The sequence below is a fragment of the Sphingomonas faeni genome, from assembly GCF_003053745.1.
Classification (GTDB): domain Bacteria; phylum Pseudomonadota; class Alphaproteobacteria; order Sphingomonadales; family Sphingomonadaceae; genus Sphingomonas; species Sphingomonas faeni.
Genome location: NZ_QAYE01000001.1, coordinates 915,118 through 932,877 on the forward strand (window position 1 = coordinate 915,118; position 17,760 = coordinate 932,877).

Annotated in this window: 28 protein-coding genes; 25 read left to right on the forward strand and 3 right to left on the reverse strand. The window is 54.9% G+C overall.

The window, feature by feature from the left end:
• Positions 1 to 17 precede the first annotated feature (17 nt).
• Both C8J25_RS04145 and C8J25_RS20225 read right to left on the reverse strand, forming a co-directional pair.
• Positions 18 to 227 (reverse strand): hypothetical protein, encoded by a 210-nt coding sequence (locus C8J25_RS04145; RefSeq protein ID WP_107952313.1) that lies wholly within the window; start codon positions 225 to 227, stop codon positions 18 to 20.
• Between the two features lie 181 nt (positions 228 to 408).
• Complete coding sequence (locus C8J25_RS20225; protein WP_146173280.1) at positions 409 to 990, reverse strand: hypothetical protein; 582 nt, start codon at positions 988 to 990, stop codon at positions 409 to 411.
• 360 nt (positions 991 to 1,350) lie between these two features.
• Between C8J25_RS20225 and C8J25_RS04155 the strand changes: the two genes are divergently transcribed.
• The 10 genes from C8J25_RS04155 to C8J25_RS21360 all read left to right on the forward strand — a co-directional run bounded on the left by C8J25_RS04155 (position 1,351) and on the right by C8J25_RS21360 (position 6,003).
• On the forward strand, positions 1,351 to 2,196 hold the full coding sequence (locus C8J25_RS04155; RefSeq protein WP_146173281.1) for a hypothetical protein: 846 nt from the start codon (positions 1,351 to 1,353) through the stop codon (positions 2,194 to 2,196).
• A 272-nt stretch (positions 2,197 to 2,468) separates the two neighbouring features.
• Positions 2,469 to 2,945, forward strand: coding sequence for a hypothetical protein (locus tag C8J25_RS04160; RefSeq protein ID WP_107952316.1), 477 nt, complete (start codon positions 2,469 to 2,471; stop codon positions 2,943 to 2,945).
• On the forward strand, positions 2,942 to 3,211 hold the full coding sequence (locus C8J25_RS20230) for a hypothetical protein (RefSeq protein ID WP_146173282.1): 270 nt from the start codon (positions 2,942 to 2,944) through the stop codon (positions 3,209 to 3,211). The genes C8J25_RS04160 and C8J25_RS20230 overlap by 4 nt, the downstream gene beginning before the upstream one ends.
• A complete protein-coding gene (locus C8J25_RS04165; RefSeq protein WP_107952317.1) occupies positions 3,211 to 3,441 on the forward strand; it encodes a hypothetical protein in 231 nt (76 codons plus the stop codon). Before C8J25_RS20230 ends, C8J25_RS04165 begins: the two co-directional genes overlap by 1 nt.
• Positions 3,441 to 3,728 (forward strand): hypothetical protein, encoded by a 288-nt coding sequence (locus tag C8J25_RS04170; protein WP_107952318.1) that lies wholly within the window; start codon positions 3,441 to 3,443, stop codon positions 3,726 to 3,728. The genes C8J25_RS04165 and C8J25_RS04170 overlap by 1 nt, the downstream gene beginning before the upstream one ends.
• Before the next feature lie 361 nt (positions 3,729 to 4,089).
• The gene (locus tag C8J25_RS20615; RefSeq protein WP_167397653.1) at positions 4,090 to 4,422 is read left to right on the forward strand and encodes a hypothetical protein; all 333 of its coding nucleotides are present in this window, start codon (positions 4,090 to 4,092) and stop codon (positions 4,420 to 4,422) included.
• 22 nt (positions 4,423 to 4,444) lie between these two features.
• A complete protein-coding gene (locus tag C8J25_RS04180; RefSeq protein ID WP_107952320.1) occupies positions 4,445 to 4,945 on the forward strand; it encodes a TIGR02594 family protein in 501 nt (166 codons plus the stop codon).
• A complete protein-coding gene (locus tag C8J25_RS20235) occupies positions 4,942 to 5,325 on the forward strand; it encodes a hypothetical protein (protein ID WP_146173283.1) in 384 nt (127 codons plus the stop codon). Before C8J25_RS04180 ends, C8J25_RS20235 begins: the two co-directional genes overlap by 4 nt.
• A 53-nt stretch (positions 5,326 to 5,378) precedes the next feature.
• Positions 5,379 to 5,627: a hypothetical protein gene (locus C8J25_RS20620; protein ID WP_167397654.1), complete on the forward strand. Its 249-nt coding sequence runs from the start codon at positions 5,379 to 5,381 to the stop codon at positions 5,625 to 5,627.
• Between the two features lie 109 nt (positions 5,628 to 5,736).
• Complete coding sequence (locus C8J25_RS21360; protein WP_167397655.1) at positions 5,737 to 6,003, forward strand: HNH endonuclease; 267 nt, start codon at positions 5,737 to 5,739, stop codon at positions 6,001 to 6,003.
• Here the strand turns inward: C8J25_RS21360 and C8J25_RS20240 are convergent.
• Positions 5,966 to 6,250, reverse strand: a complete 285-nt coding sequence (locus C8J25_RS20240) for a hypothetical protein (protein WP_146173284.1) — start codon at positions 6,248 to 6,250, stop codon at positions 5,966 to 5,968. The two genes, C8J25_RS21360 and C8J25_RS20240, sit on opposite strands and share 38 nt — an antisense overlap.
• Before the next feature lie 237 nt (positions 6,251 to 6,487).
• Here C8J25_RS20240 and C8J25_RS04190 point away from each other — a divergent pair, with 237 nt between their 5' ends.
• The 15 genes from C8J25_RS04190 to C8J25_RS04260 all read left to right on the forward strand — a co-directional run bounded on the left by C8J25_RS04190 (position 6,488) and on the right by C8J25_RS04260 (position 17,747).
• Complete coding sequence (locus C8J25_RS04190) at positions 6,488 to 6,961, forward strand: hypothetical protein (RefSeq protein ID WP_146173285.1); 474 nt, start codon at positions 6,488 to 6,490, stop codon at positions 6,959 to 6,961.
• Positions 6,961 to 7,215 carry a hypothetical protein gene (locus C8J25_RS04195; protein ID WP_107952323.1) on the forward strand — a complete coding sequence of 85 codons (255 nt, stop codon included), beginning with the start codon at positions 6,961 to 6,963 and terminating at the stop codon, positions 7,213 to 7,215. Before C8J25_RS04190 ends, C8J25_RS04195 begins: the two co-directional genes overlap by 1 nt.
• On the forward strand, positions 7,215 to 7,619 hold the full coding sequence (locus C8J25_RS04200) for a hypothetical protein (protein ID WP_107952324.1): 405 nt from the start codon (positions 7,215 to 7,217) through the stop codon (positions 7,617 to 7,619). The genes C8J25_RS04195 and C8J25_RS04200 overlap by 1 nt, the downstream gene beginning before the upstream one ends.
• Positions 7,620 to 7,818: 199 nt before the next feature.
• Complete coding sequence (locus C8J25_RS04210) at positions 7,819 to 9,483, forward strand: terminase large subunit (RefSeq protein ID WP_107952326.1); 1,665 nt, start codon at positions 7,819 to 7,821, stop codon at positions 9,481 to 9,483.
• Between the two features lie 25 nt (positions 9,484 to 9,508).
• Entirely contained in the window at positions 9,509 to 10,786 is a 1,278-nt protein-coding gene (locus C8J25_RS04215) for a phage portal protein (RefSeq protein ID WP_146173286.1), read from the forward strand.
• Between the two features lie 9 nt (positions 10,787 to 10,795).
• A complete protein-coding gene (locus C8J25_RS04220; protein ID WP_107952328.1) occupies positions 10,796 to 11,434 on the forward strand; it encodes an HK97 family phage prohead protease in 639 nt (212 codons plus the stop codon).
• Positions 11,434 to 12,603, forward strand: a complete 1,170-nt coding sequence (locus C8J25_RS04225; RefSeq protein WP_107952329.1) for a phage major capsid protein — start codon at positions 11,434 to 11,436, stop codon at positions 12,601 to 12,603. The genes C8J25_RS04220 and C8J25_RS04225 overlap by 1 nt, the downstream gene beginning before the upstream one ends.
• A 77-nt stretch (positions 12,604 to 12,680) precedes the next feature.
• Entirely contained in the window at positions 12,681 to 12,998 is a 318-nt protein-coding gene (locus C8J25_RS04230; protein WP_107952330.1) for a head-tail connector protein, read from the forward strand.
• Positions 12,995 to 13,318, forward strand: a complete 324-nt coding sequence (locus C8J25_RS04235; RefSeq protein ID WP_107952331.1) for a phage head closure protein — start codon at positions 12,995 to 12,997, stop codon at positions 13,316 to 13,318. Before C8J25_RS04230 ends, C8J25_RS04235 begins: the two co-directional genes overlap by 4 nt.
• Positions 13,315 to 13,767: an HK97-gp10 family putative phage morphogenesis protein gene (locus C8J25_RS04240; protein ID WP_107952332.1), complete on the forward strand. Its 453-nt coding sequence runs from the start codon at positions 13,315 to 13,317 to the stop codon at positions 13,765 to 13,767. The genes C8J25_RS04235 and C8J25_RS04240 overlap by 4 nt, the downstream gene beginning before the upstream one ends.
• 7 nt (positions 13,768 to 13,774) lie before the next feature.
• A complete protein-coding gene (gp17, locus tag C8J25_RS04245) occupies positions 13,775 to 14,137 on the forward strand; it encodes a tail completion protein gp17 (RefSeq protein WP_107952333.1) in 363 nt (120 codons plus the stop codon).
• A 54-nt stretch (positions 14,138 to 14,191) separates the two neighbouring features.
• Positions 14,192 to 14,611, forward strand: coding sequence for a phage tail tube protein (locus C8J25_RS04250; protein WP_107952334.1), 420 nt, complete (start codon positions 14,192 to 14,194; stop codon positions 14,609 to 14,611).
• A 1-nt stretch (position 14,612) separates the two neighbouring features.
• On the forward strand, positions 14,613 to 15,068 hold the full coding sequence (locus C8J25_RS04255; protein ID WP_107952335.1) for a hypothetical protein: 456 nt from the start codon (positions 14,613 to 14,615) through the stop codon (positions 15,066 to 15,068).
• Between the two features lie 29 nt (positions 15,069 to 15,097).
• A complete protein-coding gene (locus C8J25_RS20245) occupies positions 15,098 to 15,397 on the forward strand; it encodes a phage tail assembly protein T (RefSeq protein ID WP_425275449.1) in 300 nt (99 codons plus the stop codon).
• Positions 15,398 to 15,404: 7 nt separating this feature from the next.
• Positions 15,405 to 17,747, forward strand: coding sequence for a hypothetical protein (locus C8J25_RS04260; RefSeq protein ID WP_107952336.1), 2,343 nt, complete (start codon positions 15,405 to 15,407; stop codon positions 17,745 to 17,747).
• Positions 17,748 to 17,760: the final 13 nt, after the last annotated feature.

The following is a 17,760-nucleotide window of genomic DNA, read 5'->3' on the forward strand; positions in this document are numbered from 1 at the left end:
GGTAGCGCCTGACTTGGTTAGAAACGCATTTTGAAAAGCAGAGCATCGTCTTCATTCGCAAAGTAAAGCTCGGCTAAATCGAGTGTATCAGGCGTTGTGACGGTAAAGAATGCTTGGGGGTAATGTGGAATGCGCCACACTATCTTCGAGTTTGGGATGTTTGACGCAAACCAATCTTCGAGCATTTTGTCTGATATCTCGTGTCTGATGGTGTGCCGTTCGATCATGACAGCTTCCCCTTACCGGGCGTGAAGCGTCCGTATTTCGAGCTAGACCCGCTGAAGCGAGCGCGTGCCGTAGAGGGGCCTTTAGAGCGCCCTACAGGGGCTTGCTGGATCGCTGGGGTAACGATGTTCCCCGGCTCTTCATGCGTCGCCAGATACGCTGCAATGGCTGCATCAAGGCGGTTCACTTGCGAAGCTCCATAATGATTTTGCCAACCCGGTTGTGCGAAAGGCCAACGATGACGCCAATCTGGCGGCGGGTGTGTCCTTCTTCGAGAAGTCGAATGATCTTCGCGTTACGGATGTCGTTCGCAGCTTTGACATGTGCCGGGATGGCGTTGCGGTTTGGCGGTATCCGGCGCGGCTGTGTGAGATCACTCAAAGGCCAACCGCGATCCACTCGACCGCGAATGGTGTTCAGAGCAAGACCGGATTCTTCAGCGGCTTTCGCGATGGCGTCCTGAACATCGGACGAATACCGACTTGTCCGCATGTTTCGTTGCTGTGCCTTGCGGGTTGCCCACTCGACATTGCCGGGGATGTATCCCTCGTTATTGTCGATCCGCTCTAGCGACAGATCGGGCGAAGCCTTCGGCTTGATATGTTCTATGAAGCGCTCGAAGCCGTCGTATCCGCGCCATACATCGGCAACGATAATGCCGCGCGCGCCGTAGCTCGGGTAAGCTTCATGGAATGGATTATGGCAACGATGGATAGCATTGATTAGAGCAGAGTATTCCGAACGGTAGGTATTTCTAATAGTCATTGGGTTCTCCCGATAGTTGAACAAAATGCGAGGAAGTTGGTTGAGAACTTCTCACGCCTATTATTTAGCTAACGGAATGCGTGAATAAGTGCGGACTTAATAAAATAGTTTGATATTCTTGAACCTAGTCGAAAGATATGGCGCTCGAATGGCCTTTGTGGCTAAATACTACGCGGGAGGGTTAGTCTCCTTCCGTGTTTTTCCAAAGGTTGAGTGAACCCCCAAGTCTTCAGTGGCTTGGGGGTTTTTCTTTGTTCGATGAATAATGCGGAAGGTGGGCACGACGCGCTACCATGGCCTCTGACTAAATACCGCACGGCGAGATTGACTATCTCGTTTCAACCAAGAGGAAACAACACCATGACTTACGCAAACCGCAGCCTATCCACGCCTTTCGCAGATGATCTACCGCCGCCTCCCATTACGATGGGCCGCGATGTCGGGATCGGATCGGTAACGCCGATAACCGTCGCCAACGATTCTACAGCGATCTTGTCGAACGAAGGCATCTACCGGGCATTCGTGGAACTCGCGCAGAACGACCCTTCGTATCTTCAGCGCCTAGCCGCCAAGTTCGACTACCGGGCACCCTTCAAGCAATCCGCGCCAATCGTCGCGCTACCCATATCGAAGCTGAAGACCGTAGAAGTTGGGATCGATGACAAGGGGGCACCGAAGCCACCCAAGGGGAAGCAGCGCGTTCGGGAAGATCGCGCGGCGCTACGGTTCTCTTGCACGATCCAGATTACCACGCCGAAGAGCAGCCAAATCAGTTTGCCATGCTGGACAGGGCGGGCGCAGTTCCGTTCGCCAGCACGCATGCTGAAGGACGCGCGCGACATGCTGAAGGATAAGCGGATCGGGCAGACCTACCACGATTGGCTTGTGAGCGACATTATCCCACTGGCCACCGCGCATGACATGATGATCGGTTGTCTACGGATCGGGACGGAAGGTGAGGGAACGCCGTTCTCGGATCGACAGGTTATCATGGCAGACCGGGTAGGCTTGGAGGCGCACGAACTCGATAGCGCGATGTTGGTGTCTAATGCAGCCGGGAAACAGGTTGTCGCGAAGCTTCCCCACTTCGACAAGTTGACCTCGAAGGGCAATGCGTTGGGTGGCGGGTTCGTTATGCAATCACGCGGAAGTCGAGGGGGCGACAAGCTCGATTGGCGCACAGGAGACATCAAGGTTGACGCCTGAAAGGTGGGCAAACTCTATGCATCCTCTACTAATATAATATATGTAAAATAAGGTTGCATAGAGTTTGCCCACTTGGGCTACTCGAAGCAACCCGATGAAGTCGAGCGGGAAACGAAGTAGGTGTTGCATAGAGTTTGCCCAAGCGGGCAACCCGACCCGCTCCGCTCGATATCGCATCCTAGAGAACTCGTTACCTCGATTAGGAAGCATCCCGCGTCAGAAAAATAGTTTTTATGCGGGCTTAAAATCCGAGCTTTCCAACTAAATACAGTATGACAAGACCTTCACCACCGATCATCGAACGACACACGAACGCCAAGTGGCAATCTATCGAAGTCGTAGAACCGGAAGCTCGATACGCCATCTGCCGCAACGGCGATCCGATCCAGCTACGGACCAAGGACGAGCTAAAGCCGCTTGGCCACTACAAGTATCTGAACTCGACCTTCGCCTATCCCGCACACGCACACAAGCTGGCGGCACGGTTGAACGATTTCTTCAAGACCAACATCTACGCGGTATACACGCTAGAGCCTCGCGCGCTTGTCCGACCGCCTGAAGTGGTGGTCGAAGACACGCCTTACACGCGGCGTGTGCGCAACCGTAAGGCTACGGCCTTCCTGCAATACTACCGGGACTTGAACCCTGATGCACCGTTTCCGGTCTATCAGCTTGCCGACCGTGGGCGCGTGATCTTCGAAGATGAAACAGTGCAGGACACATACAACGAATGGGAGGATGCAGAATGAACACGACTATGAACAGACTAGGCGAGGCGTTTGTAACGCTGGCCAGCAAGGCAAAAGACTTCGTAGAAGGTAGCGCACACGGAATGGCAGAGCGTATGGCGCTCCGTCCGTATCTGTTCGATTACAAGCGCCGCTTTCCTACCGCGAAGTTCCCGATGTATGACGACGACCGCAGCGGACGCGTAGTGTTTGAAGACGCTACGGTTCAAGCTGACTTCCTCGCATTCGTTGCCAATCCAACTTCCTCGAAGAAGGAGGGTAAGTGATGTCCAACGCAGTCTACGAAATCGAGAACGCGGACTTCAGCAAGAAACCTGTTACCTACTACTATCGCGCAACATTGAAGGAGGAACAGGCGGCGCTTGACCTTGCCGCAATGGTCGGCGGGCACTTCAGTTGTTTGTTCGCGGGGCACTACCTTGTTCGCTTCGCGACACATAACATCGTCAAGGAAGGCGGATTGGTAGAAGTGGCACCACGCTTCGAGGTGAAGTGATGGCATGGGACTTCAAAAACCATAGAATGGTCGAGGGCCGTCCTATGACGCCAGAAGAGGAATGGAGCAGCAAGCGCAATATGTGGAAGTGGCTACTATCGGTAACAGACGAACGCCTAGAAGCTGCGAAGCCGCCCGTTGACGGAACACATCTACCTATGTGGTTGGCGGCTTCATACCTTCGCGCCAATCCGCAAGTTGCCTACACGCTAGACTATGATGGCCGCATCATTATCACGGACGATGAATGGCGAATGCACTTCCTGCTATCGACGGCGGGTAAGTGATGAAGCCGATAGTAATCCGCATCACGCACACTCCCGATATCCAGCGCATGTGCGACTGGATCGATAAGAATCTTCCCGAGACATCGTATCTATCGAACACCTTCGCGTTCGGTAACGATGAAGATTGGGTTCTTTGGAAGATGATGTTCAGTGGTTCGCACCACCACATATGCGATAGGGTTTGGGTTCACACCGAAACCTATAAGAATGTATGCGCGTCGAACAATGCCAAGCAAGCCGCAGCTTCTGCCACTAGTGCCGCAGCTTCTGCCGTTGGTGCTATGTCTCTAGCCGCTAACTCAATATCTTTTGTCGTTCATCCGCAGGGTTCGACTAGCGTGAAGGTCGCTAACCAAGTTGGGTGGCTGTGATGTGGCAACAGAGTAAGCTAGCGCTATCCGACAGGGAGATAGCCGAATATCTTCGTAAGCTCGATAGGGTGATTGAAAGTTATCGCGCCATCAAAAGCAGCCCTAACATGTGGACCGATGTCACAGGTAGAACGCTGGACGAAGTAAAAAGCCACAAGCTAGACGAGTCAATCTATGATGCGAAGCGGATGTATGAGCAGCACCTTCGAAGCCGCTACCTTCAGCGCTTCCCGCAGACGCCTTGGTATATCTCCCGCGATGGTTCGATAAGATTCGAAAGCGAAGACGATACAGTCCACTACTGTATGACGATGAAGCTATGATGTCGCGCCGTCTAAATACCATATGGCTAACCCTGTATGGCTCGATGTAGCAAAGAACCTTATCGGTGTATCGGAAGTTCCGGGACCGAAGAACAACCCAACCATCATGGGATGGATCAAGCGGCTTGGTTCCAAGACCCTTGGTATCAGCGTCGTAGACGAAGATACCGCATGGTGCGGCACCTTCGTTACGCATTGCATGGTGCAGGCGGGTATTACGCCGCCCAAGGTTCCAGTGCGTGCTTCCGCGTGGTCCACATGGGGGGCTAACCTTCGGGCAGATCGTCTGGCACCCGGCGCGGTGTTGGTGTTCTCGCGTCCCGGTGGTGGCCATGTCGGCTTCTATGTCGGTGAGGATGACACGACCTACTTCGTTCTCGGTGGCAACCAAGCGAACGCCGTCAATGTCTCGAAGATCGCCAAGGCCAGATGCGTTGCCCAACGCTGGCCTACTGGCGTGGCTGTTACCGGTAGTCCCGTGCGATCCACGCTAAAGGGATCGGTAAGCGAGAACGAGGCATGACGCGCAAGACCTGTGGCATATGCGCCCGCGTCCTAGACAACCCGGATGATTGGCTATCGCTCGACTGTGGCGGGGATTGTCGCGGCTGCATGAATGTAATCGAGAACCCGGAAGTGTGGTGCTACCACCGCTGTTATGTTTGCCTAACCGATTGCGTTATCCGTAACTGGCAGAAGCCACACTTTGAAGAGATGGGGCAGACGATCCGCAACAATCAAGGGAAGCTCGAAAGCCTTTGTGTCGAAGTCTATTCGAACAGTGGAATGAGCACCCTAATGATGAACTATGCCAACACCCAAGCCGACCTCTACCTAGACCATGCTTATGTCGATCCACCAAAGAAGCGTTGGCCTAAATCTAACAGGTTGAGGCAGCGATGACGGGCGAACGATATGGACCGTTCCCCTATGGTCCTTACGATGCACCATGCAGCATGACGGAAGATGATTGGGACGATCCCGATTATGCTATCATGCGACAGTGCTATGAATGGCTGGAACGCCACGACCTACAATACCATCGCGACTACTACCACGGCATGCTACTCGGAACAGCTACCGGCTGGCAGAACATCGGGTGTGATAGGTTGTGGTTCGCGGATATCGATCACGCGGCAGCTTACCACCTTACATGGTCTGGGCGTCTGTATGCAGACTATCCAGCATTCGAGCCGTATGCCTGATAAGCCAAAGACCTTCGGCAGGGTGGCTAGGAAGGCCACACAGAAGCAAGGCGGCAGTGCAGGGCTGCGAGATACCAGCGCACGCTATCAGCGCTTACGCGAACGCCTGATGACCGCTGAACCCCTATGCCGATACCACAAGGCGCAAGGCCAGATCGTTGCGGCTACCATCCTCGACCACATCATAGCGCTGGCCTTGGGTGGCACCAACGATCCCGATAACCTCGCGCCTGCCTGCCTCGACTGCAACACAGAGAAGGCAAAGGCAGAGCAGCGTTACCTTCGTGCTGGCCACGATGTCCGGTTCGTTGCCAGCGATCCCGCGCTAGGCAGATGGCTTACGCTTGCAGGCAACCCAACTCTTCAGCGTTCGTAGCGCCTCGAAGTTCGGCAGTCGTGCCACCTTCGGAAGGTATCAAGGTAATAACCATTTTGAAGTTCGACAGTGCAGCGAAGCCAAGCATCACCTTCGGGCTATCATCTACCACCCTGACATCTAGCGGCGATGCGAGCAGTAGGCAGCGCTGCACCTCCGCCACAGGCTTGGCGACAGCATAGGTAGAACGCACCGGCTTGGCGGCAACTTCGCCCATGGTGGCGAGCATGGCTAGAGCAATGAGCATTGGAAGACCTCGATAGTTGGGGTGAAGAAGCACTTCCTATCTATCAAAAGTCAAGAGGAATCGAACGATAGAGGGGGGCGGGTAAAAACATTATTGAAGGAAAAGCACCCCAACCACCGCCCAGTCTTTTTCTTGATTTGTCAGAATAACACTTTGGGGTTCTAGATGGCCTTCGGCGGGCGCGCTTGGGGCGCTCCCGAAACTAAATACTCCACACACAAGATGGAGTTACACAAAATGAACGGATTTTACGACAAAGAGACTACTACGCCGAACGACTACCTTACCAAAAAGTGGGGACTAGAGCGCGAGCTAGAGCATCTTACAAAGCCGCATCCTAATGAAGCGTGGTTGAACGAAGAACTTACAAGCAGTGGCGGTGCGTTCATCGTCGCCATGGTTCCAGACCCGCGAACGGGGCGACCGATCCGCGTTCTCTACGACGACAACGGAACCGCCAAGGTTCTTACGCTGAAGCTCGGTAGGGACGATCCATACAACCATGCGCAGGCTATCAGAGACGGCATTCGCGCGGCGATGTCGAAGACCTGTTCAGATGCAGTGCGCACAAAGGTTAAGGAAGCGGACATCCTTGCAAATCGTGTCAACGCAAACGAAGTCCTAGATGGTAAGATCGAAGATAAAATCGTTTGCCGTTCCAACGCAGACAAAATCGTTTGCCAGTCCGATAGCGGCACGAGGGCTTCGTAATGGATATCTTCAGCGAACCAAGCCGCACCATAAACGGACGGGTAAACGAGACGCTACAAAAGCAACTCGAATACTCGAAGCGAAATCACGCCTATTGGCAGAACGCACTAAAGGAAAGCGAAGCCGCTTTGGAGGAAGCTAGGCAAGTGGTGGAAAAATACCGCGCACAGGTCAAAGCCTACGCTAGCGATGTCGAGCGCACGGGGAAGCTTATCGAGATGATTAAGCGCGAAGACGCGGACAACGCTAGCTGATGCGCACCGGACGCAAAGTAGCCGATCCCGCGAAGAAGGCGCTTATGGGCACCTACCGTGCGGATCGGCACGGCGACATCGTAGAGCTAGTGACGCCGCCGCGCGATATCCCGGTAGCTCCCGACTATCTGACGAAGGAGGCAAAACGAGTTTGGGAGGAGGAGCTTCCCCGCATCCTCGCTTGCGGTGGTGTGGAAGCTGATAGCTCCTTCCTTGCTCGATACTGCACCGCTGAAGCGGAGTTCAGGGGGATGGCGGCAAAGGGTGAGCCGGTAACGGCTGCGATGATGACCGCACTTCGCCAGTATGCCGAACTACTCGGGATCGCTGGCCACCGCTCCCGGCTCGCGCGCGGCAACTCGCAAGACAAGCCGACAAGCGGCTTCAGCAAGCGACCGGTATAAGAATATGCGCAAGAAAGGATTCTGGATCACAGAAAATGCAGCCGAAGTGGCGGAATGGTGCAGCAAATACACCGAAATAAGCACCTTCGAGCTACTATATCAGGGCACAATCTTGGTGTTTGAGACCACGGATGACGGCGAAGAGATACTGTTTCGCCTGAAGTGGGGGCACCTAATCTGGCCATAGAGTAAATACTGTGTGCCAAAACCTACACTAGACCACTATTCAGAGCGCGCTATTGCCTACGCAAAGGCAGTAAAAGCACGCAAAATCCCCGCTTGTATCCAAGTTCGACAGGCTTGCGCGCGCTATCTGGACGATTTCAAGCGCAAGGATATCGTCTACGCGCCCGAACGCGTCGAACATGTCTGCGAGTTTGCGGAACTACTGCCGCATGTCATCGGGCCGCTTACCGGCGAGCTTATCGAGCTAGAGCCTTTCCAGATTTTCATCTTCGCTAATCTCTTCGGATGGTTGGACGCGAAGACACGCCTTCGCCGCTATCGGGAAGCCTTCATTCTCCTTCCTCGTGGTAACGCGAAGTCTACCATCGCCGCTATCATCGGCCTCTACATGACCTTCGCCGAAAATCAGGGTGGCGCTGAAGGTTTGAGCGGCGCGACATCGATGCAGCAAGCGGAAGCCGTGTTCATTCCGGCAAAGCGAATGGTCGAGATGACGCCAGACCTAGCGGAGTTCTACGGCCTCGAAGTCGCGGCGCGTTCGATCTACCAGACATCGACGGGTTCCAGCTTTAAGCCGGTGATCGCGAAGACGAAGGACGGTGGCCTACCGTGGATCGCCATTGCCGACGAACTCCACCAAGCTCTAGACGACACGCAGCTTAACGCGTTCCGCACCGGCATGGGCAAGCGCAGGGGCAGCGATCCCCTATTGCTGATTATCTCCACAGCCGGAACCAATGTGGCAGGCGTATGCCGCCAAGAGCAGCTATACTTCGAGGCGGTTCTATCGGGTTCGATGAAGGATGATCGCAAGTTTGCGCTTATCTACACCATCGATCCGAAGGACGATTGGACGGACTTCAAGGTTTGGCAGAAGGCCAACCCGAACTACGGTGTGTCGGTAGACGAAGACCACCTTCGTAGCGAGTATGAGAAGGCGCTACAGAGTCCTTCGCACCAAGCCACATGTAAGACGAAGTATCTTAATGTTTGGACGAACACCGCAACGGGTTGGTTGAACCAACGCGATTGGGCAAGTGCGGCTAGTCCCGGTCTTCTGCTATCGTCCACAGCGCGAACATGGATCGGCGTTGATCTTTCCACCAAGACGGACATTACCGCTATCGTGGTGGTGCAAGAGCTACCAGACGGTAAGCGCGCTATCGTTCCGTTCCTCTACCTTCCCAAGGGGGCGCTAGAGCGCTCGAAGAACGCCAAAGCCTATACAGACTGGATCGCCTCGGGTGCGATCCACGCCACGGAAGGCAGTGCGAGCGATCACGCAGCCGTTGAAGACATGATTAGGGCGCTGAAGAAGGACTATCAGGTTCAATCTGTGTTGTTCGATAGCTGGCAAGCGGCAGGAATGATGCAGCGGCTAGAGGCGGATGGCATCGAATGCGTAGAGTTTGGCCAGACTGCGAAGAACTTTACCGCACCAATGATCGATTTCGAAGCGGAGTTGATGAACGGCAACATCGTTCACGACGATAACCCGTGTCTTAACTGGATGGCATCGAACATATCGGTTCGCCAGATGGGGCCGCTAAAGTCGCCAACGAAGCCAACCGGTCAAGATCACTTGAAAATCGACGGTATGGTAGCCGCATTGATGGCTTATGCGCAGTCGGAAGCTGTAGAAGCGCCGAAGCAAGAGCCTTTCCTGATGTTCATGTGAGCTAGCGCCGCTCGATATCTTACCCGTGCCTAAATACGACATGGGAATCTTCAGCATGCTTGCGGCACTAGACCGCGCAACAGGTCTAGCACCTAGAGAATCAAAATCTACCACAGTCATTACTACCGAAGTAATGGAACTTCCGAACCGTAGCAGTTCGGACATTCGGGGCGATCTCGAAGCGGGCACCGGCTACGGCACCGTATCTGCATTCCAGATTTCGGCGGTGTTCGCTTGCGCCCGTGTCCTAGCTCTCGGCTTGGCACAGGTTCCTTGCGTCCTTCAGCGGGCAAGCGCGACCGGTGGGCACGAACCCGCCCGCGATCACCCGCTTTACGATCTCCTTACCCGCAAGCCTAACAACTGGATGACATCGCTAGAGCTACGCGAGTGGATCGGCTTCCACCTTGCGCTACTCGGCAACGCATTCTTGTTCGTATCCCGCGACAGCAAGGGCCGCGCAATCGAACTAATCCCGTTGCCGCAGGGTTCGGTATCGATCCTTACGCCTTCGTTCGGGGAAGTTACCTACCGCCTTAATGTCAAAGATCAGCCAATCTACTCGAATGCGAACATCTGGCACATTAAGGGTAGTTCGTGGAACGCTATCGATGGGATGTCGATCCAGCATATCGCCGCTCGCGCCATCGGTCTGGCGGGTGATCTCGAAGACTTCGGTAGCCAACTCTTCAAGAATGGTTCGAAGCCGTCTGGCCTACTCACAACCGACAATGATTTAAGCCCGGAACAGCGCGCATCGCTTATGACGGCATGGAATGCGCAGCAAGCGGGCATCGCTAACGCGCATCGAACAGCCGTGCTTGGTAACGGTCTGAAGTTCCAGCCGATGCAGACAAGCGCCAACGAAGCGCAGTTCATCGAAAGCCGTCGATACCAGACAGAAGAGATTTGCCGCATCATGGGCGTAGACCCGATGATGATTGCGCAAAGCGTCGGTAGCGCATCCTACGCCAGCGTAGAGCAGAAGTTTCTAGCGCACTACACCTACACGCTAGCGCCACTCTACGAACGCTTCATGCAGTCGGCGGAAGTGTCGCTTCTTACGCTCGAAGAGCAGCGCGCGGGCTACCGTGTCTTTATCGATTCACGCACCATCACCCTCGCATCTTCGAATGATCGCGCGGCTTACTACGGCGCGATGCGTCAAAACGGTTTGATGACGATTAACGAGTGTCGCGAACACGCTGGCCTAGAGCGTTCGAACGACCCGCTAGCCGACAAGCTTACGCCTTCCGCAAACTTGTTTGGTCCAACCGGCACCGGCTCGGCACCGATTAGCTAAATACAATATATGGAAAAGAAACTATTCACACTGGAAGAAGTAAAGTTTGCTTCCGACGATGCGACTGGCACCAAGACCTTTAGTGGTTATGGCGCGGTCTTCGGTAATGTGGACTCGCACGGCGATGTTATCACGAAGGGCGCATTCAAGGCTTCTCTGAAGTCGGGCGAAACGCCTTTGATGTTCCTGAACCACGATCTCTACAGCCTGCCTATCGGCAAGTGGACGCACTTCGAGGAAGACGACTACGGCTTGAAGGCTGAAGGCGTGTTTCTCGACACCGCAGCGGGCAACGATGTCTACACGGCTTCGAAGGCTGGCGCGATCTCCGGTTTGAGCATCGGCTACATCGCCCGCGATGTCGTTTACGGCAAGAGTGCCGACGAACCCGCCCGCACCCTGAAGGCGGTAGACCTTATCGAAGTATCGGTAGTCACCATCCCTTCCAATGCGAAGGCACGCATCGCGGATGTGAAGTCTTTCACGAACCTAAACGAGTTTGAGCGCGAGCTAGTTTCACGCGGCATGCAGATCGAAGAAGCAAAAACCTTCCTCGAAAGCCTCAATACCTACCACGAGACTAAATACAAAATAGCGGCCAGTTTGAGCGTCGCCAAACAACTTCTGTCAACGATTCAAGGAGCATAATGAGCGACGACAACATGAAAGACACTCTGGAAGGTATCCAGATTGCATTTAACGAACTGAAGAACACCAACGAAGCAAAGCTTTCCGAGTTTGCCACGAAGGGTTCTGTAGATACGCTAATCAACGAAAAGATTGCGCGTATCAATGACGAGCTTACCGACCTTCAGAAGAAGTCGCAGCGTCCGAACCTGAACGGTTCCGAAGTCAACGCGGCTGAAGTCGAGCATAAGAATGCTTGGGACCGTTGGGCGCGTAAGGGTGCAGGCGAGTATGAGCTAGAGGCTCTAGAGCGCAAGGCAGTCACGATCACCGGCACCGATGCTACTGGGCTGGCCACTGGCGGCTTGCTGATGCCGCGCACCTACGAGGCTGGTATCTACTCCGCACTAGAGACGCTTTCGCCGATCCGTGCCGAAGCTACCTCGGTTCAGGTTTCCAGCGATGACTACCGTTACCTGAACAGCAACGGCACCTTCGATAGCGGCTGGGTTGGTGAAACCGACGCACGCCCCGAGACGGCTACCAACACGCTTGGTGAAGTCCGCGTGCCGATGGGCGAAATCTACGCCAACCCGCATGCTTCGCAGCGCGCCCTTGACGATGTTGTCTTCGATCTCGACGGCTACATGGTCGATCAGACCGCACGCGCCTTCGCAAAGAAGGAGAACGCAGCGTTCATCAACGGCGACGGCGTGAACAAGCCGCAGGGCATCTTGACGACCACGGGTCTTACCACGGTAAACTCTGGCGTTGCGGCTGGTCTGCCTACTTCGGGTGACGCATACCTGAAGATGATCTACGCACTTCCTGCCGCTTACCGTCCGGGTGCGAAGTTCATCATGGCTTCGGCATCGCAGCTTTCGGTTCGCACCATGAAGGACACGACCGGTAACTACATTTGGCAGCCTTCGTTGGTTGCTGGCGCTCCGCAGACCATCGGCGGTTTCGATATTGTCGAAGTCGAGGATATGGATGCAGTCGCCGCTGGTAAGCTCCCGGTTGTCTTCGGCAACATCAAGGTTGGCTACTTGATCGCAGATCGTATCGGCATTCGCACCCTTCGCGACCCGTATTCGAAGAAGCCCTATGTCGGTTTCTACAGCACCAAGCGTGTTGGCGGAATGGTCAAGGACAAGGCGGCTTTCGTTGCGATGAAGGTTTCGGCTTAATCTTTAAGCCTAGTGCAGTGAATGAACCGGGGGAGGGCAACCTTCCCCGGTTTTTTCATGCCTAGTCTAAATACAACATGGAAATCATTACTCCCGAACAGATTCAAGAATGGCTTCGTATCGATCCAAACACCGATACGGCTACGCTTAACATGCTGGTTAGCTCGGCAATCGATATGGTCGAGTATAAGACCGGGCGCGTTCTTCGTCCTTACAGTCAGTTGAACGCGGTTACCGGCGCTATCGAGAAGATCACGCCTACGGTTCCTGAATCGCTGAAGCACGCGATCTCGCTTTTCGTGTCCGCGCACTTCGATGACCGGGCAGGGGCCGACGATGCCGCAATGTTGGCGGTGGATCGTCTGTGCCGTCCTTTCTGGATGGGGCGGCTGTGATCGTCAACGCGGGCGCGCTGGATCGACGCATAGAAATCATGAGCGGGACACCGACGCAGGACGCGCTAGGACAGGTTACAGAGGCATTCGGCGTGATCGCCACCACATATGCCCAACGCCTCGAAATGCGCACCACGGACGCCGCTAGGGCAGGCCAGCGCGATGCGTTCTCTATCGCTCGGTTCCTTATCCGCTACCGCACCGGCATTACGACCGGGCAGCGCGTCAAGGTAGACGGGAAGCTCTACGACATCCTTGCAGTGGACGAACCGCCCCCGCGTCGTGCCGTCCTAATCTTGACGGTCGAGGAAGTCGCATGAGCGGCTTTTCCGCCAATCTATCGGGCTTCCGCCAGCTAGAAGCGCGCATGGCCAGCCTATCCAAGGCGGAAGCCACCAAGGCAGGCCAGATCGCTAACCGTGCTGGCGCTTCCGTGCTGGCCAAAAAGATCAGAGACACCGCGCCCGATGGTCCGTTGGCGGAAGGCGCGAGCGTCAACCGTGTTCGCAAGGGTGGGCAAGTCGTCACAGAGACGCACCACAAGATTAAGAACTGGATCAAGATCAAGAAAACGAAGAGCGACAGCACGGACAAGGTTCAAAACTCGGTTTATGTCGCGAAGGGGTATCACGCAGCCTTCGTAGAGTTCGGTTCAATCCACAACGCGCCGAACCCGTTCTTCCGCACAGCATTCGAGCAGAATAAGCAGGCCATCGTAGATGCAATGAAGCGCGTCCTAGAACGCCAGCTTATCAAGCGCGGCGTCTAAATACTGTATGTTCGAAACCAAACTATTCGCGCGCCTGAAGACGGTTGCCGTCAATGTGTATCCGCTGGCGGCACCGCTTGGCTACAAGTCGCCTGCCGTCATCTATAACTGTGTTAATGTGGACCCGACGCGAAACATCAATGACGACATAGAGAATACTTCGTTCATGGACTTTCAGATCGATGTCTACAGCACGAGTTTCCTAGAGGCGAAGACGCTTGCGCGCACCATCCGTAACAATCTCAAGGCGTGGCAAGATAACGATGTTCAAGCCGTCGCATACATGAATGAGCAGGGTAGCGTAGATAACACCACGCAGACGCAGCTATATCGAGTCATGACCTTCTACAAGTTCTTCGTAACCGACTGACCAAAACGCACGCGAGACTAAATACTTCTAGATTTCATTAGGAGTATTTCGACCGTGGCAACATCCGCTTCCGTTTCAAAGGGCACCAAGCTTAAAATCAAGTCTGGTTCCACATTCATCAATATTGCAGAGCTAAAGGACTTTTCCGGCATCGGTGGTGGTTCTGCCGCTGTTCTCGATGCAACTTCGCTGGATTCTTCCGCGAAGGAAAAGCTTATCGGTCTGATGGACGAAGGTTCGCCCAAGTTCACTTTCAACTACATTCCGGGCGATGCTGGCCAGACCGCGCTTCGCACCGCACGCAGCGCAGGCACTTCGGCTGATTTTCAGCTTGTTCTCGGCGGCACGGCAAAGACCTACAGCTTCAGCGCGTTTGTTCTGACGAACGAAATCACTGGCGGCGTTGATACCGTAACCGAACTCGCAACCGGGTTGGAGATTACGGGCGCTGTTACGGAAGCGGCAACGGTCTAATATGGCGGTGTTGCTATCACGGGCGGCGATCCTTGCCGCCCCGGTTCCTACGCGTGAAGTCGAAGTGCCAGAGTGGGGCGGGACAATCTTGGTCCGCTCCCTTTCGGCGAAGACCCGCATGCAGGCTATCGAAGCGATCAACGAACGCCAGACACTGGTAGACGCTTACGAAGCCGATCAGGCCAAACCGGAAGATGAGCGCGAGGGCCTTGCAGCCGCTTACCCGCTCGATAACTCGATTATGTCCGTTCTCTTCGCCATCGTAGACGAAGAGCTAAACCCGATGTTCTCGATGGACGACTACAGCGCATTCGAAGATTTGAGCCTTCCGACGCTTACTCACATCTTCCGCCAGATGCAGATTCTGGAAACGCCAACCGTCGCCTACAATGAGCAAAAAAAAAGTTCCGTATCACGCCGGAAAGGCGGTTCCTCTTCCGGCTCGCGCTCGCGCTAGGCTGCACAGTAGCGGAACTTGACGCGCGTATAAGCCTCGATGAACTCTTGGAGTGGGAGGCTTATTACTACTTCGAGCCATGGGGCGCACCGGCTGAAGATGAACGATGGGCGCAAATGTATGCGCTCTATTTCAGTTCGGTTACCAAGGCTAACTCTACGCAGCCTAACTGGTTGGATCGTGATCCCGAAGAAACGCTTCGTAAGAGGCTAGAGGCTGATGCTGCACGAACGCTGGAAGTCAAACTAGAAGAGTTCTTCGGCTCTCGCGTCGTGCCTGAAACTATCGTTCTTCCCGATATCGATCAACCTACGGACCTAGAAGCCTAAATACCATATGGCTAATCTAGGTTCTCTCTTCGTCAATCTTGCGCTCGAAAGTGCGCAGTTCATAGCGGGCATGCGCAACGCCGCTGCACAGTCCAACGCAACCGGCAAGGCGATTGCGGGCGCTATGAACATCGCAAAGGGCGCTATTGGCGGTCTTGTCGGCGTTCTCTCGGTAGACTTCCTTGCAAGTCAGACGATGGCGGCATTCGACTATGCAGACGCCATCGTTGACATCTCGACCGCTACGGGCGCGACGACCCGCACTATCCAAGAGTTCCGCTACGCAGCGCAGCTTTCGGGTTCCTCGGTCGAGAACGCAGATGCAGCTATTGGGAAGTTCTCGAAGAATCTTGGTGCCGCACAGTCCGGTAACAAGGCCATGGCGGCTTCGTTCAAGGCGCTAGGCGTCGATATTGCACAAGGCGTAGACCCGGCACTTCGCCAGTTCATGGACGGTGTAGCCAAGCTTCCTACGGTTTCGATGCGGGTTGCCGCTGCAACCGGCATGATGGGCAAGAGCGCAGCCGACCTTACGCCACTGCTAGGGCAGGGTAGCAAGGGCTTCGACACGCTCGCAGCCGCTGCGCAGGCATACGGCATCGTTATTGAAGACAGTGTTCTTCAGAACGCAGGCGTCGTAAACGACAAGCTCGACACAATGAAGATGATTCTAGATGCGCAGATGGCGAATGCTATCGTGCAAAACGCAGACGCGCTTATGACGCTTGCTAATAGCTTCATGTCCGCAGCCGCAGCCGCAGCAAACTTCTTCAGTCAGATGGATGTCAATAAGCTAATGTCCGTCGCCAATGGCGTAAACATTAACTCTGATATCCCTACCGTGATCTCGGCAAAGCTTCGAGGGCAAGACTCGGACGGGCTAGCGAAGGAAGCACGCGAGCAGTTGAACAAGACGCATGCGGGACGCCAAGCGCGCCATGACTACCTTACCAAAAAGTATAACGAGAACATCGGTAAGGGTCGCAATAAGAACGACATGGATATGCAGGCTATCGCGATGGAGCGTCAAGACATCGCGCGTGCAGAACGGCGTTCTAAACTGGCTTATAAGATTCCACCCGCAGAGCATGTGAATCTACCGGGCACTGGCGGCGGGACGAAGCCAAAGCCTGCACATGCCGCGAAGGCGGCTAGCTCTCCGCACCTTCGTTCGGCTGAAGAAATCGATTTGGTTTGGCGGCGCGAGTTCCTTGGCCTCGAAAACGAACTTCGAGACGCGCAGGCAGACCTTACTAACACGCCTACCGCACAGGCAGATGCGAAGGTGGAGCGTCTACAGAATGATTGGTCCTATCGGGCATCGGAAATCGATCACGATACCGGCACCGATCAAGAGATCGCGGAAGGTAAGAAGCGCTACACGGCGCTTCAGGCGCAGGAACTTCACGCCAAAGAGCAGGAAATCTTCAACGCGAAGTATGATCTTGCGATGCGGGATCGTGATTCAGAGATTGCTAGGGATCGTCTGGCGGTAACGCAGGCAGGACTACAGAACGAACAAGACGACCTAGCAGGGCAGGCAGCGCTTGCCCGGTCAACTTCAGAGCGTCGAAAGATTGCCCTAAAGCTTGTCGATCTTCAGTATCAGCAAGAGCAGATTGCCCTAGACGCCATCATCGCTTCGAAGGACGCTTCACAGGCAGAGAAGGACATCGCAGCCGCACGCAAGGCAATCTTGCCGAAGCTTCGCCAGCAAGCCGTAGACGGTGCGAACAAGCAAACCCAAGGGCCGCTTGCCGCTTACATGGATTCGCTTCCGGGCACCGTTGGTGAAATCAGCGATCAGATGGAAAGCATTCAAGTTGAAGGCTTGGAGAAGGTGCAGGAAGGTATCTTGGGTATCATCGACGGCACGAAGTCGATGGGCGATATGTTCGGGGATGTCACGAAGTCGGTTCTATCCGGCTTGGCGCGCATCGCGATCCAGCAAGCGATTATCAAGCCGCTTGGTAACTTGCTCTTCGGCGGTGGCGATGGTGGAGGTGGTGGTATCTTGGGTTCCGTGTTCGGCGGGATCATGAAGGGTATCAGCGGCAAGCGCGCTAACGGCGGCATGACGCAGGCGGGGGATTACCTCGTGGGCGAGCGTGGGCCGGAAGTCGTGCGTATCGGCGCTAGCGCTAATGTCATGTCGAACACCGCACTTCGCGGCGTAGCTGGCGCGAACGACAACAATCGTGGTCCGTCGATCTCTATCGGATCGATCACAAGCAACGATCCGGTTGCGGTTCGCAGAATGGTAATCGAAGGCATCGCGCAAGCTATCCCGACGATTTCAGAGCAAGCAACGAACCGGACCATGAAGAAGCTGGGACGGCGCACGATGTAACCCGATGGGGTAA